The sequence below is a fragment of the Embleya sp. NPDC059237 genome, from assembly GCF_042754105.1.
GTDB lineage: Bacteria > Actinomycetota > Actinomycetes > Streptomycetales > Streptomycetaceae > Embleya.
On sequence record NZ_JBHZAE010000014.1, the window covers coordinates 161,280 to 175,324 of the forward strand.

The following is a 14,045-nucleotide window of genomic DNA, read 5'->3' on the forward strand; positions in this document are numbered from 1 at the left end:
CTCTCCCACCTCGGTTTCACTGGCCACGGATGTGAGGCTCTCACACCGGATCCGTCGGGTTTCAGCCCCGCAGGGTGGTGATGGCCTTCGCGATGCGCCGTTGGCGGGTTTCGGGCCTCTTTGCGGTTTCGACGGCGCGCACGTGCTCGCGTTTGTGGCTGTAGGCGAGGTTGTCGTAGGCGGTGCGGGCGATGGGGTCGTCGTCCAGGGCCTGGGCGAAGTCCGGGGGCTCGACGACGACGCGCGGCTCGGTGTCGAGCTTCAGTTCGACCTCGACCTCTTCGCCGATCGCGACACCTGCGGCCTGCCGGTTGGCGTTGCCGAGGCCGAGCAGGTGGCGGCCACGCAGGAGGGCGACCCGGCTCTTCCAGGAATGCCCGTTGACCGTGATCGTCACGGGCGGCCGCGCGCCTGCGCCGAGCGCCGCCACCACCTCGGGCGGAACTTCCAGGCCCCGCATGGGCTCGGGCGGCTCGACGTGGGACAAGAACTTCATGATGTTTGTCTTTCTCGTGTTGTTCTGCCGGCTTACTGCGATTCGGCCCGCCGGCTACGTCCGGAACGGCGCGGCGCGTGCCACGCCGCGCCGCGCCGTTCCGGACGGCTCTGAGGTGAGGGATCGCGGCTACTCGGCGTAGGGCTGGTCGGTTCCCTGGGCGCTGTAGCCGAGGCTCCAGATGTAGCCCTCCGGGTCGGCGAAGGTGCCGCCGTAGCCGCCCCAGGGCAGGGCGCCGGCAGGGTTGAGGATCGTGGCGCCGGCCTTGCGGGCCTCGGCCATGATCTCGTCGACTCGTGCCTCGCTGCGGACGACGTAGGTCAGGACCAGGCCGCTGAAGCCGCTGCCTTCGGGGTCGGTGCCCACCTGGCCGGCCAGACCCTCGCGGGCGTAGAAGCCGACCGGCGAGGCGCCGTCGGATGCGAAGAACACAGAGATGCCGAAGTCGTTCTCGATCTTCCAGCCGAGCCCCTCGGTGTAGAACTCCTTGGCCCGGTCCATGTCACGGACACCGAGGAGGATCGAGCTGACGTGCGCCTTCATGCCTTGCCCCTTGCATTGTGGATGTGTCGTACCCGCCGGGCGTCCGGATCCCGGCCCGGATGCCCTGCGGTTGCCATGACCATCACGCTAGGGGCCGCGCGGCGGCCGGGGCTTCTCGAATCCTGCTCGGTGTCGTGGCGCCGCGCCGACGAGAACCCAGGTCCCAGGTGTCCCGGGCCGGGTAGCTGCTTCGGCCTGGTACCCGACCGCGTGGGTGGCGTGGTGCCGCAGCGTCCCGACCACCATCGGCAGTCGGTGATCTCTGGTCCAAGATCCGATCACGCCTATGTCCGTCGTCCAGGGTGGTCGCGGCCCCCTGGCCGTTCGTGGGCAACGCGGCGTGGGCCCCGTCCCCGATGTCCGGTGACGGTTGCGGATGCGTGCGTGTCCGCTCGCCGGCCGCTGCGCTTCCGGCCCCCGGGCGGGCCGACCGCCGTATCGAGCCGCCGACGGCGAGTGTCAGCCGCCCTGGCCGGCGCTGCCGATCGGGCCGACCTTGATCGGGGCGCCACCACTCTTGACGGGGAGCCTGCCGACGCCGGGCCAGTTCAGGGTCACGGACTTCGTCTCGTCCGGCGGGGTCACCACCAGGCCGGTGATGCGCAGGCCGGAGGCCTCGCCCATCGTCTCCAGCGGGTAGTTGATGCCGAAGGACACCGACTTGCCGCTCTCGAGAACGAACGAGACGGGCTGCGCGCCGGTGCGCTGCGCGGATATCTCGCCCGCGTCGGTCTTCAGGTTGACGCCCGCGTAGCCGGACATCGAACAGTCCGGGCCGTTGTTCTTGAATGTGACCGCGACAGTGCCGTCGGAGTCGCCGCCGATGGTGCCGTCGATCGCGGTGGCCTTCAGGTTGTCGGTCCGGCACTTGGCGGTCTTGCCGTTCCCGCCGCCGCCCGAGGTGGTTCCGGAGCCGGCGCTCGTGCCCTGGCCGCCACCGCTGCTCTGGCCGCCGGAGGTATTCGCTCCGCCCTGGGTGCCGCTGCTCTGGGTTCCGCCCTGACTGCCTTGACCGCCCTGGCTGTTGGTGCCCTGACTACCGCCCGGGCTCGCCGTGTTGGGCGCGGCGGGCGCCTGACCGCCCGGAGTGTTGGACGAAGTGCCTTTCGCGGCGCCGGAGTCCGAGTCCTGGCAGGCGGTCATCGACAGGACACCGGCGACGAGGGTCGCGGCGGCGAGGACGGTCCGGCGGCGGGTGGCGGACATGAAAAACCCCTTGGTATCGCGTAGTTGAAGCCTCGATGGCGCATGGCTTCCCGGTGCTTGCGTGATCACCATGCCGGGGCGGCGACCCCCCTGGGAACCGACGTCGGCGTTCCACGACAGCGCTGTCACCAACCGGTGACATGGTCACAGAACGCAACAAGAGCGAGGACGGCGCCGATCGCGGAGCACCGTCTCCGCGCCCGGGTGGCTCAAGTCGTCGGCGGTGCGGGTCGCGCGGAAGAACCACGCGGCAGTGCCCGCGCTTACGACACGGCAATTGCCAGGAGCCCCCGAACGGCCTCCCGCAGATCGTCCCTGCTCTCCGGTGTCCCGGGTGCCGGGACGGTGCCGGGCGGGGCCGTCAGTCGATCGAAGATCAGCCCATCCACGCAGGCCAGATGCCGACGGGCCCGCTCCTCGGCTCGGGCCCGGGGTATGCCGGCGGCCGCCAGCAGCGCGCACATCTGCGCCCTGGCCGCGTCCCCGTGCCGAAGGATCTCCCGCAACTCCGGTTCGTGGACGGTCTCCAGGATGCAGTGGTAGCGCGCGAGGGTACGTACGCGTCCGGGCCCGAGCATGTGGTCGACGAAGGCCGCGGTGGCGTCCGCGAGTCGGTCCAGGTGCTCGGGGCCGAGCAGTCCGGCTCGCGGCGGGGCGAGCAGTGGTCCGTCGGCGGCCAGTGCGACCTGCCGCAGGTCCTCGGCATCCAACTCGACGAGGCGCTGGACCGCTTTGGTGATCAGCGCTTTCCGGGTCCGGAAGTACGCCGAGGTGGTGCCGACGGGCAGTTCGGCCCGGGCATCGACGCCGCGATGGGTGAGGGCTCGCATGCCGCCGGAGGCCAGCAGTTCGATCGCCGTGTCCGCGAGAACCGTCCGACGATCGGGTACCGCACGCACGCCTGCTCCTTCCGGCCCCCATGTCGCTTTCTACATCCGTAGTATACGGTCTTCTACAGAAGTAGAAGCGAGGGGGCGTGAACAATGCCGGAAAAGAACGCTACGAACACAGACGCGAACAGCCACGCGCACACACACGCGAACCACCCGACCGCCCGGTCGGCGGTGGTCGTCGGCGGTGGCATCGGCGGCCTGGCGGTCGCCGTAGGGCTACGTCGGATCGGTTGGCGGGTGACCGTCCTCGAACGCAAGGCGGTCGGCGGCGAGGTCGGGGCGGGGATCGCCCTGATGAGCAACGCGATGCGCGCGCTGGAGAGCCTGGGCCTCGGCCCCGCGGTCAAGGCCGGCGGCCGGCCACAACTGTCCACCGGAGTGCGCGACGGCGACGGCCGGTGGTTGTCCCAGGTCGACGGCACGGCACTGGAGGCCAAGCTCGGTACCGGGATCTATTCACTGCACCGGGCCGAACTCCACGACATCCTGCGAGGAGCCCTCCCCGCGGACTGCGGCGTTGTCACCGGGGCCGAGGTCACCGACATCACGCAGGACCCGAACCGGGCTCTCGTCCACTACACCGGCCCGGGCGGGACGGCGACCATCGGGGCCGATCTGGCCGTCGTCGCCGACGGCGTCAACAGCCGCGTCCGCGCCCGACTGTGGCCGGACGCCCCGGCCCCCGTCTACAGCGGCTCGACCGTCTGGCGCGGAGTAACGACCGAGGCGTTCGTGCCCACGCCCGACATCGCGCAGACCCTGCACGACGGCGCCGAGATCGGCGTCATGCCCATCCGCGACGGCCGGGTGTGCTGGCACATGGTCACCAAGGCGAAGGCCGGAGTGCGCCACGACAACGAGTGGGCCGAGGTGTGGCGACGCCTCGACGGCCTGCACGACCCGATTCCGGCCCTGCTGAAGGCCACCGCCCCGGAAGCCGTCCTCCACCACGACATCCACATCCTGGGCACCCCCTTGGACACGTACGTGGCGGGCCGCGTCGCCCTGCTCGGCGACGCCGCCCACGCGATGCCCCCACACCTGGGCCAGGGCGCGTGCATGGCCATCGAGGACGCGGTCGTCCTGGCCGCGTGCCTGCACACCCACCAAAACCAGGCCACCGCGCTGGCCACATACGACAAGACCCGCCGCCCCAGAGTCGCGGCCGTAACCAAGGCCTCACACCGCATGGGCCGCATCCAAAAGGCGGAAGGCCGCCTGGCGGTGGCCATGCGCAACACCGCGATGCGCCTGACCCCACCGGCAGTGGCAATGAAGGCAATCCTCAAATTCGCCGACTGGACACCCCCGAGAATCCCACTATCCGACACCGGCACGACGGCGTAGCCACAGACGGGCGTGGGCCTCGTCGCCGGCGGGGGAGGCGTGACCGAACATCAAGGCACGTGCGTCCGCGAGGACTTCGGTCGTGTACGCCCGGCTGTTCGCCGACTCGGTGACCGGGGCGATGGAGAACCCTGTCAGTGCCGGGCGCCGGTCCGGAAGATTCCGTCGCGGGCGAGCCAGACCAGGGTCGGGGTGCCCAACTCGTCGAACCAGGCCGGGGGTCGCGCCGAGGCGAAGGCTGCGGCCATCGCCTCGAACCAGGCCGTGAATGACGGGAAGTCGGGTACGGCATCGGCCTGTTCGTCCCATGTGCCGTCGGCGAGGCAGCGTGCCCGCGGCTCGTCTTGATGGTGGTAGTAGACCGGGTACTCGCCGTCTGCGACGGGTTGTGCGACGTCGAAACACCACACCGCCTCGTAACCGGCTTCGGCGAACCCGACCAGGTGATTGGTCGACAGGTGCCGTCCCGGTTCGCGACCGACCCCCTCGGGCATGTGCACCAGATCGGCGTTCAATTCGATGAGCTCGTCCTCGTCCACGAGAACGAACTCACGCTCGCGATCATCCTCTTCGCGAAGGCAGCGCAGCCGATTGTGCTCCGCCAGCAGCGCACGGTAGCTCGACGGCGCCGACCAGGCGACGGTACCGAAGTGCGGCGCCAGGAGGGTCTCCCGCGCCCGCACCGCCTCGCGCGAAGCGGGGCCGGAGCCGTCGAGTTCGAGCAGACCCGCCGTGGCGGCCCGGCGCAGGTCCAGGAGGGTGTCGAGAGGTTTGGCCATGGTGGTCCGACTCCTGAAGTCCTCGGGCGCTGCCTGCCGCCCCGCCGGCGGTGCCGCACCGTGAGAGCCGGCGACGCCGGGCGCCCAAGGGCGCTCCGGCGTCGCGGAGTTACGGTGTTGCGGCGCTGCGATGGAGAGGAAAGCGAGAGGACTAAAGAATACCCAAGTGGGTTGAGAAGGAAGCCCCCTCATGGCCTCGCCGCCGCCGACGCTACCAGTTAAGCGGGGATCAGGTCGCGCAGATTTTCCGTGGTGACCACCCGCGACTCCGGGTGCAGGCCCTCGGGCCGCTCCAGGCCGATGAACGTGACCGGACCCTGTGGCAGCGGCCCTCCGTCCCATCGGGTGACCGCCGCGGCGCGCTCCGCCAGCAGATCGGTCAGGTACCGCACCGTCGACTGGTCGCGCTCGACGATGCCGCGGACCAGCGTCGCGACCGTCACCCGGTTGTCCTCGACCCGGTTCGCGGCCGGCTTGCCGCGCAGGTACAGATGCAACCACTTGGCACGCCACTTCCCATCCTTGCCGCGCAGGAATACCAGCGGCAGCGCGACCCGCCCCTGCCCGCGCAGTTCCGACTTCATGCGCACCGTACGCGGCTCGAACGGCTGCCCCCGCTGCTCGTCCTCACGCAGCATGAACCCGAAGAACGACTCGGCGACCTCCTCGAACCCCTCGCCCGCGTAGATGTTGACCTGCGGCACGATGAAGCCCCCGCGGACGGCGCCCAACCGCAGGTTGATGAACTCCGAAGCCCCCTCGGGCGCATCGACGATGTCGCCGGAGTGCTCGCCGTCGACCGAGGACAGTGCGGTGTACGAAAGCCACGACACCGTCCGGTAGTCGACGTCCAGCATCAGCGCCGACAGGTCGAAGTCCGTCGTATGCCGGGTCTGCTTCCAGTACACGAAGAATCGCAGCAGGTCCCCGCGGATCCGCGAGACCGAGCCGCGCGGGAGCACGCCGAGACCCGCCGCGGACGCCTTGCCGCTCAGCGGCAGCGCGACGTCGAGCACGTCCGGACCGAGGACCAGGTGTCCCGGGTCCGGCAGGCGGCCGCGTATCTCCGCATCCACGGCGGCGACGACGCGGTCGCGATGCGCGGCGGACACCGGCGCACGCCGCTCGGGCGTCACCCACGCACCGCCGAGTCGGTTCACGAACACCCGGCTCTGGTCGCGCGGTTGATCCCCAGGAGCCGAATCGGGGCCCACCACCCGGCGGTTGAGGAAATGTTCGCGGACCGACAGCAGCACCCGCCCGGACACCTGCGGTGCGGCCTCGACGGCCGCGGTCATCACCATGTCCCGCACCTGCTCGGTCCGGGCGGCGCGCAGCAGCCGGTCCAGCGAGCGGAACAGTTTCCCCGGCGCGGCGGACGCCAGCAGCAGCGCCGCTCCCGCGACGTCCTCCGCCGCGAGGAGCGTGTCGACGCGGCTGTCCACCGACGGGACCACCGACTCGCCGCGGGCCACCGCGAACACCTCGGCGGCGTGCGGCCACTGCGGGTATTCGTGCGGGTGGAGCCGCTCACCGAGCCGCTTGAACGCCTCCCGGTGCACGCGCACGTCGGCGAGCTTGGCCGGCGACGCCGCGACCACCGCGTCGAGCGCGGCGAGCAGTCCCCGGCGCATCGGCCGCGGCACCGACCGGAAGCGGGTCGGCTCGACCAGCGTCACATCGCCGTCCGACAGCGCGCAGGCGAGCCGCAGTACGTCGGTGACGGTGTCCACCAGCGGGCCCATCCCGGAGGTCAGCCGCGCGCGGTTCACCACGGCACGGTTCTCCCGTACCGGGATCACGTCGGGCTGCGGCCCGGCGACGCATGCCTCGGCCAGCAACTCCAGGTCGAACAACGCCTCTTCCCCGAGCGGCGTGGTGCTGCCGGCCAGCGCGAGGTACAGCGCCACGACCTCGTCGTCCGGGTCGCCGCCGGGGTGCAGCACGGTCATGCGGTCGCCTGCCGCGTGGATCAACTCGTCGTGCGCGAGCAGCATTTCCTCGTAGGTGTGCCGATAGTTGCCGTACGAGGGCAGGGTCAACAGGTCGATCACACCCGTGCCCGCTTGCGCGAGCGTGCCGGCCCGCGAGGACGTGTCGGCGAGCGCGTCCGCGATGCACCCCATCCAGAAATCGAGCGTATCGGGCACGTTCGCCGGGAAGTCCACGAAGTACGTGTTGTGTGCTACGTGGTCGCCGACCATCTCCCGCACGGTCGCCAGCGTCCGTGCGCCGATCCCGACCACCGTCGCCTCGTCCAATCCGGACAGACGCTCCAGCAACTCGGCCGACGCCTTGAACCCGGCCGACATCAATGCCGCGTCGAACTGCCGTGCCGCCGCGGCACCTTGCCTCGCTGCTCCGGCCCTCGTCGCTTCGGCCGTTGCCACTTCGGCCCTTGCCGCAGTGGGGACGGGAACACGGTGACGGTGCCGGACGACCAGGTATTCGAAGTCGCTGTGGGTCATTCGCGCATGCTCGCAGACCCACATTCGCACCCGCACGCGAGTTTCCGGCACCGTGCGTCACCCCCTCACGCCGAGAACCCCCACCGTCGCGCACGGTGTGGTCGGGCGTGGTCGGGTGTGGTCAGCCGACGGGGAAGCCGAGTTTCCAGCCGTCGATGATGCGCCGGGGGCGGACGTGAACCTTGTCCTCCTGTGGGTTGTAGCGGAGGTAGGAGTCTCCGTTGAACAGCCAGACGTCCTTGCTGCCGGGGGCGACGCACGCGGCGTCGATGCGTCGGGTGAAGGGCTCGCTCAGGTCCTTCCATCGTTGGGCGATGGGTGTGGGTCCGATGATGCGTTCATCCTTCTTGAGGTGGTAGTGGATGTATTGGTCGCCGCAGAAGAACCACGCGGTGTCGGGTTCGTCGGGGTTGGGGAGGGCGGCGTCGATGCCGTGCTCGAAGCCGGTGCCCTTCAGTGCGACCCACCCGTCCGCGATGGGGCGCGGGCCGATCTCGACCTTGCTGTGGTCGAGGTCGTAGCGCAGGTAGCGGTCGGCGTGGAAGAACCACGCGTAGTGGGAGGCGCCGGCCCCCTTCGGTGCCGGGAGTACGGCGTCGACGCGGTCGGCGAAGCCGTCGACGTCGAGGCCGGGCCATCCCGAGGCGACCGTGGCCGCGACCTTGGCGATGGCGTTGTTCGCGAGGTCGAACCGGAGGTAGAGGTCGTCGTGGAACATCCAGAGCGCGGTGGGCGTGGACGGGCCCGGGCAGGGCAGAACGGCGCTGACACCGTCGACGAACGTCTTGTCCCGCAGCGACGACCAGCTCTGGTGGATGGGCCGGGGGCCCACCTCGATCCGGTGGGTGTGGGTGTTGTAGCGGACGTAGTCCTCGCCTCGGAAGAGCCACAACGAGTCGCTGCTGCCGGGGATGTTCAGGGCGGCGCCGACTCCGTGGGCGAAGGGCGTGTTCGCGAGTCCGGGCAGGTCCCGGGCGATGGGGGTGGGGCCGCCGGTGATCGTGTCCTTGTCGGGGTCGTAGTGGAGGAGTTCGGAGTCGCGGAACAGGTATAGCTCGTGATTGCCGTCGCGGGGGTCCTGGACGGCCGCGTCGATGTAGTCGACGAACGAGGTGGCGCGCAGGCCGGCCCAGCCGTCGGCGATCTCCCGTGGACCCACGACGACCTTGTCGGTGCTCAGCCGGTAGCGGACGTATCGGTGACCGCCGAAGATCCACACGTCGTCCGGGTTGCCCGGGTCGGCGACCAGAGTGTCGATGCGCGTCGCGAAGTCGGTGTTTCCCAGGCCGGGGAGGGAGGACGCGACCGACAGCGGGCCGACGTCGATCTCGTCGTTGCGAAGGTTGTAGGTCAGGCACGTGCCCAACCGGAACAGGCGCGCCCGGTAGCCGTCCGGCAGGTTCCCGCCCGCGTCCAGCACCGGATAGAGCCGACGCGGCGGCGCCGGCACGTCCGCGTCCGCTCGCGCCACACCCGCCCCGGAACGGGAGGGACCCGGCGCGGTGCCGGACCGGTGGTGGAGGATGGTCAGCGCGGCCGCCACGGCGGCGATGGTGGGGAACGCCCTGGACAGGGCCGTGTCTTCCACGGATCCCGTCGCGCCGTCGTACTGGTCGTACAGCGTCGCGAGCGAACTCCAGTTGTTCTCCAAGTCGTTGATCCGCCGTCGTTGGTCTGTTGTGATGGTGGCCCGAGGTGCGCGCCGCAGTTCCGCGAGGATGCGTGCGATCTCGCGGAAGCGCGTGGCCTCGCAGATCATCTCGATCAGAAGGCCCGCCAGGTTCTGCTGGTGCGCGGGGATGTCGGGTTGATCCTCGAACAGGGCGAGCGCGGTGGTCAGTCGGCCCCAGCCCAACGGGTTGCGGGGCACACCGCCGGCGCCGTAGCCCTCACGGATCCCTATCGGGTGAGGGGTGAACCCCAGCTCGGCGATCATCTCCCGGACTCCGGCGTTCATCGCCGGCGTGCTCCCGTTCGGTATCCCCAGGTGGTAGAAGGTCGTTTGTCCGGGCCGGGTGAAGCCCCACCCGTAAAGGTTGGTGTCCTGCATGTACCAGTCGAGCAGGTGCCTGCCGTCGCCGTCGACGAGGCGGACGAAGAACATGCTCGCGGCACTGCTCTCCGTGTGCTCCTGGAGTCCCATCGACCACATGCCGACCCGTTGGCCGCTCCTTCCGGTGACCGAGGACACGTCGACCGTGCCCGCTTCCCGGGCGGCGACATGGTCTCGGATCGCGTTGATGAACGTGGCGTAGTTTTCGGGGGTCAGGTCGTCGACGTTCAGATCGGCCACCGGCGGCATGCGGATCTCCTGTCTCGGAACGGAGCGGGGCGGAACGGGGCGGAGCGGGGCGGGATCACACACGATCGATGTCACGACGGGCGGCGCGCGAGGGGCCACAAGGCGCCACGAACCGGCCGCACACCCCCACCCACACCTCACCCCAAGTCCACATCCCCGACGGCCACGAACAAAAGACCGGATCCGGCCCGCCCGACACACCCGCCCCCGGCATCGACCGGCACGGGTCCACCGTCTCCGCACACGACCCTCACCTGCGACCGACGACCGGACGGGCCGTTTCGCCCGGCCCGCACGAGCCGCCCCGCGACGGTGGCCGGGAAGCGCGGTTACCGGACGGGCTTTGCCTTGTGGGAGGGGTCAGGAAGCTGCTGGGCGTAGTAGTGGGCGTTGGGTGGTTTTCGCTTGTTCGTAGTCTCGGCGGGCCTTGGTGGTTGTGGGGGTTGTGGCTACCTCGGCTACGGGGACGTCCCACCATGCTTGTGAGGATGGGGTGCCGAGCAGGGGGTCGGTGTCTATGTGTATGACCGTGGTGCGGGTGGAGGCGCGGGCGGTGGTCAGGGCGGTGCGGAAATCGGCGAGTCCGGTTGCTCGGAGTACGTTTGCGCCGAGGCTGGCTGCGTTCGCTGCCAGGTCGATCGGCAGTACATCGCCGTCGAACGTGCCGGATTGGCGGTTTCGGAAGCGGTATTGCGTGCCGAATCGTTCGGCGCCCACCGCCTCGGACAGTGCCCCGATCGAGGCGTAGCCGTGGTTTTGTACGAGCACGATGACGAGTTTGACGTCCTCGGCGACGGCCGTGACGATCTCCTGCGCCATCATCAGGTAGGAGCCGTCCCCGACCAGGACGAACACCTCGCGCTCGGGCGCTGCCATCTTCACGCCCAGGCCGCCGGCGATCTCGTAGCCCATGCAGGAGAACCCGTACTCGACGTGGTAGCCCAGCGGATCGGTCGGGCGCCACAGTTTGTGCAGGTCGCCGGGGATGGAGCCGGCCGCGGAGACCACCACGTCGTGCGGTGCCATCGCCTCGCGGACCGCGCCGATGATCTCGCTCTGGGCGGGCAGCGGTGTGTGGGCCCGGGCGAACGCGGCGTCGACCTCGGCGTCCCAGCGGCGCACCGCCTCAGCGGCGCGGCTGCGGTGCTCGGCCGGGGCGCTCCAGCCGGTCAGCGCCGTAGTCAATGCCTCCAGGCCCGCCCGCGCGTCCGCGACCATCGCGACGCCCGCGTGCTTGGCCGCGTCGAACGCGGCGATGTTGAGGTTGACGAAGCGCACGTCGGGGTCGGCGAACAGGGTCCGCGACGCGGTCGTGAAGTCCTGCCACCGGGTGCCGACGCCGAGTACCACGTCGGCGTCGTGGGCCAGCGCGTTCGCCGCGACGGAGCCCGTGTGGCCGATCCCGCCGACGGCGGCCGGGTGTTCGTGCGGCAGCGCGGCCTTGCCCGCCTGGGTGACCGCGACCGGGATGCCGGTGGCCGCGGCGAAGGCGGCGAGCGCGGCACTCGCGTCGGCGTGCACCACACCGCCGCCGGCCACGATCAGCGGCCGGCGCGCGCTCCGCAGCACCGCGACGGCGGCGGCCAGCGAGTCGGGGTCGGGCACCGGCCGGCGCACGTGCCACACCCGCTTGGCGAACAACTCCTCGGGGAAGTCCCACGCCTCGGCCTGGACGTCCTGCGGCAGCGCGAGGGTGACCGCGCCCGTCTCGGCCTGGTCGGTGAGCACCCGCATGGCCTGGATCGCGGCGTGCGCGAGCTGCTCCGGACGCTGGACGCGGTCGAAGAAGCGGGACACCGGCCGGAAGGCGTCGTTGACGCTGATGTCGGCGGCGTAAGGCAGTTCCAGTTCCTGCAGGACCGGCGAGGCCACTCGGGTGGCGAAGGTGTCGCCCGGCAGCAGTAGTACCGGCAGCCGGTTGATCGTGGCCAACGCCGCGCCGGTGACCATGTTGGTCGCCCCGGGTCCCACCGATGTCGTGCACGCCAGCGTCGACAGCCTGCGCCGGGTACGGGCGTAGGCCACCGCCGCGTGCACCATCGCCTGCTCGTTGCGGGCCTGATGGTAGGTCAGGTCGCCGGGCCGCTCCAGGAGCGCCTGCCCGATCCCGGCCACGTTGCCGTGTCCGAAGATCCCGAAGCAGCCCTCGATCAGCCGGTGTTCGACCCCGTCGCGTTCGCTGTACTGGCGGGAGAGGAAGCGCACCAGCGCCTGTCCCGTGGTCATCCGCACGGTGTTCGTCGTGCGCACGGTGTTCATCGTGGTCCCTCCGCATCGCACATCGGCACCCGGGGGTCGCGTTCCACGCTCTCCCAGGACTTCCGGACCCAGTGGTGTTCGGGGTCGTCGCAACAGGCCATCGTGCGCTGCGGATGCGGGCCCGCGAGCACGTTCAGGTAGTACATCGGGTATCCCGGCGGCGCCATCGACGGGCCGTGGTAGCCGCGCGGCACCAGGACCACGTCGCCCTGGCGCACCTCCGCGAGCACGTCCACCGACTGCCCGTCGTAGACCCGCTGGTAGCCGAAGGGGCGCCCGGGGCCGCCGGAGGAGCCGAGTTCGAAGTAGTAGATCTCCTCCAACACCGCCTCCCCGGGGCGGGCCTCGTCGTGCTTGTGCGGAGGGTACGAGGACCAGTTGCCGCCGGGCGTGAGCACTTCGACCGCGACCAGGCGGTCGCAGCCGAAGCCGTCCGGCGCGGCGAAGTTGTTGACCTGCCGCGAGGCGGCGCCCGCACCGCGCACCTCCACGGCGACGTCGGCGGCCGGCACGTACGCCGGGGCCAGGCGCCGCTCGCAGCGCGCCGCCGGCAGCGCGAAGCGGCCACCCCGCTCGGAGGTCACGCTCACCCGCGCGTCGCGCGGAGCATAGACGAAGTCGGTCACGCGCGCGAACACATGCTCGCGGCCCGCGAGTTCGTAGGTCGCCTCGTCGACGGTGACCACGCACGACCCGGCCAGGGGCAGCACGATCGTCTCCGCGTCGCCCGTCTCGAACCGACGGGTCTCGCCCGGGGCCAACTCCAGCACGCGCAGCGAGCTGTAGGCCCAGCCCGCCGACTCGGGGGTGATCGCCACCCGGAAGCCGCCCTCGGCGGTGCTCCCGTCGGGCAGGTGCAGGGGGCTCACCGCGTGGCCCCACGCACCAGGGACACGGCGGTGTCGACCGCGCCGGCCACGTCACCGTCGTGCGGGAAGAGCATGGTGCGTCCGATGATCAGGCCGCGCACGTGCGGGATCTCCAGCGCGCGCTGCCAGGAGGCGTACATCGCGTCGACGTCGCCGCCGCCCTCGCCGCCCAGGAGCAGCGTGGGCATGGTCGTCGAGGCCATCATGCGCTCCATCTCGTCGACGACGGGCACCTTGAGCCACGTGTACGCCGAGGTGCGCCCCAGTGCGGCGGAGATGTTGTTGACCTTCATCTGCGCGTCGGGGGTGAGGATGTTGCGGACCTTGCCGTTCTCCCGGACCGACAGGAACGGCTCTATCAGTGCCATGAGTTCGCGTTCGGCCAGCTCGTTGACCGCGTTCGCGGTGCCGATCAGCGTCTCGGCGGTGCCGGCGTCGGCCGGGTCCACGCGCAGCAGGATCTTGCCGCCGTCCAGGCCGCCCTCGGCGATGCCGCGCGCGTCGTAGGAGCCGAATCGGTCGTCGAGTTCGAAGCTCGCGCCGGGGATGCCGCCGCGGTTCATCGAGCCCAGAACCAGCTTGCCGTCCAGCGCGCCGAGCAGGATCAGGTCCTCGACGATGTCCGGGGTGCCCAGGAAGCCGTCCACCCCGGGACGGGCCAGCGCCTCGACGCAGCGCGCGAGCAGTTCGTGCCGGTCGCCCATCGCGGTGGGGTCGCCGCCGGCGGCGATCGCGCCGCGTGCGGCGTGGTCGGCGGCGAGGATGAACAGCGGACGGGCGAAGCCGGCGCGCTCGAACCGGGGTCGGGCAAGGGCGGCGCGGCGGATGGCGCCGGGGTCGGTCAGGCGGGTGGTGACGACCGAGGCGATGTCGGGGGCGATGC

Annotated in this window: 11 protein-coding genes; 1 reads left to right on the forward strand and 10 read right to left on the reverse strand. The window is 70.7% G+C overall.

The genetic code is table 11. From position 1 onward, the window contains the following. Positions 1-61: 61 nt before the first annotated feature. The 4 genes from ACFXKZ_RS36015 to ACFXKZ_RS36030 all read right to left on the reverse strand — a co-directional run bounded on the left by ACFXKZ_RS36015 (position 62) and on the right by ACFXKZ_RS36030 (position 3,144). Positions 62-496, reverse strand: coding sequence for a YdeI/OmpD-associated family protein (locus ACFXKZ_RS36015; RefSeq protein ID WP_380006472.1), 435 nt, complete (start codon positions 494-496; stop codon positions 62-64). A gap of 129 nt (positions 497-625) precedes the next feature. Beyond that, a complete protein-coding gene (locus tag ACFXKZ_RS36020; RefSeq protein WP_380006475.1) occupies positions 626-1,039 on the reverse strand; it encodes a VOC family protein in 414 nt (137 codons plus the stop codon). Between the two features lie 459 nt (positions 1,040-1,498). Then, positions 1,499-2,245, reverse strand: coding sequence for a DUF4232 domain-containing protein (locus ACFXKZ_RS36025; protein ID WP_380006477.1), 747 nt, complete (start codon positions 2,243-2,245; stop codon positions 1,499-1,501). A 263-nt stretch (positions 2,246-2,508) separates the two neighbouring features. Beyond that, positions 2,509-3,144 carry a TetR/AcrR family transcriptional regulator gene (locus tag ACFXKZ_RS36030; protein WP_380006480.1) on the reverse strand — a complete coding sequence of 212 codons (636 nt, stop codon included), beginning with the start codon at positions 3,142-3,144 and terminating at the stop codon, positions 2,509-2,511. Between the two features lie 84 nt (positions 3,145-3,228). On the opposite strand from ACFXKZ_RS36030, the gene ACFXKZ_RS36035 reads away from it, so the two are divergent. Beyond that, positions 3,229-4,485: an FAD-dependent monooxygenase gene (locus tag ACFXKZ_RS36035; protein ID WP_380006483.1), complete on the forward strand. Its 1,257-nt coding sequence runs from the start codon at positions 3,229-3,231 to the stop codon at positions 4,483-4,485. A gap of 134 nt (positions 4,486-4,619) precedes the next feature. Here ACFXKZ_RS36035 and ACFXKZ_RS36040 read toward each other — a convergent pair whose 3' ends face one another. The 6 genes from ACFXKZ_RS36040 to ACFXKZ_RS36065 all read right to left on the reverse strand — a co-directional run bounded on the left by ACFXKZ_RS36040 (position 4,620) and on the right by ACFXKZ_RS36065 (position 14,043). Beyond that, entirely contained in the window at positions 4,620-5,264 is a 645-nt protein-coding gene (locus ACFXKZ_RS36040; RefSeq protein WP_380006486.1) for an SMI1/KNR4 family protein, read from the reverse strand. Between the two features lie 218 nt (positions 5,265-5,482). Further along, complete coding sequence (locus ACFXKZ_RS36045; RefSeq protein WP_380006489.1) at positions 5,483-7,732, reverse strand: hypothetical protein; 2,250 nt, start codon at positions 7,730-7,732, stop codon at positions 5,483-5,485. Between the two features lie 121 nt (positions 7,733-7,853). Beyond that, entirely contained in the window at positions 7,854-10,034 is a 2,181-nt protein-coding gene (locus ACFXKZ_RS36050; RefSeq protein ID WP_380006493.1) for a ribosome-inactivating family protein, read from the reverse strand. 360 nt (positions 10,035-10,394) lie between these two features. Then, positions 10,395-12,293, reverse strand: a complete 1,899-nt coding sequence (gene iolD, locus ACFXKZ_RS36055; RefSeq protein ID WP_380006496.1) for a 3D-(3,5/4)-trihydroxycyclohexane-1,2-dione acylhydrolase (decyclizing) — start codon at positions 12,291-12,293, stop codon at positions 10,395-10,397. After that, on the reverse strand, positions 12,290-13,162 hold the full coding sequence (gene iolB / locus ACFXKZ_RS36060; protein WP_380006499.1) for a 5-deoxy-glucuronate isomerase: 873 nt from the start codon (positions 13,160-13,162) through the stop codon (positions 12,290-12,292). The genes iolD and iolB overlap by 4 nt, the downstream gene beginning before the upstream one ends. Further along, positions 13,159-14,043 carry a deoxyribose-phosphate aldolase gene (locus ACFXKZ_RS36065; RefSeq protein WP_380006873.1) on the reverse strand — a complete coding sequence of 295 codons (885 nt, stop codon included), beginning with the start codon at positions 14,041-14,043 and terminating at the stop codon, positions 13,159-13,161. Before ACFXKZ_RS36065 ends, iolB begins: the two co-directional genes overlap by 4 nt. Positions 14,044-14,045 lie beyond the last annotated feature (2 nt).

What these genes read in the sequence shown, in the direction of transcription:
- ACFXKZ_RS36015 (WP_380006472.1), bottom strand. Translation starts at nt 496, where the DNA reads ATGAAGTTCTTGTCCCACGTCGAGCCGCCCGAGCCCATGCGGGGCCTG.
- ACFXKZ_RS36020 (WP_380006475.1), bottom strand. Translation starts at nt 1,039, where the DNA reads ATGAAGGCGCACGTCAGCTCGATCCTCCTCGGTGTCCGTGACATGGAC.
- ACFXKZ_RS36025 (WP_380006477.1), bottom strand. Translation starts at nt 2,245, where the DNA reads ATGTCCGCCACCCGCCGCCGGACCGTCCTCGCCGCCGCGACCCTCGTC.
- ACFXKZ_RS36035 (WP_380006483.1), top strand. Translation starts at nt 3,229, where the DNA reads ATGCCGGAAAAGAACGCTACGAACACAGACGCGAACAGCCACGCGCAC.
- ACFXKZ_RS36040 (WP_380006486.1), bottom strand. Translation starts at nt 5,264, where the DNA reads ATGGCCAAACCTCTCGACACCCTCCTGGACCTGCGCCGGGCCGCCACG.
- ACFXKZ_RS36045 (WP_380006489.1), bottom strand. Translation starts at nt 7,732, where the DNA reads ATGACCCACAGCGACTTCGAATACCTGGTCGTCCGGCACCGTCACCGT.
- ACFXKZ_RS36050 (WP_380006493.1), bottom strand. Translation starts at nt 10,034, where the DNA reads ATGCCGCCGGTGGCCGATCTGAACGTCGACGACCTGACCCCCGAAAAC.
- iolD (WP_380006496.1), bottom strand. Translation starts at nt 12,293, where the DNA reads ATGAACACCGTGCGCACGACGAACACCGTGCGGATGACCACGGGACAG.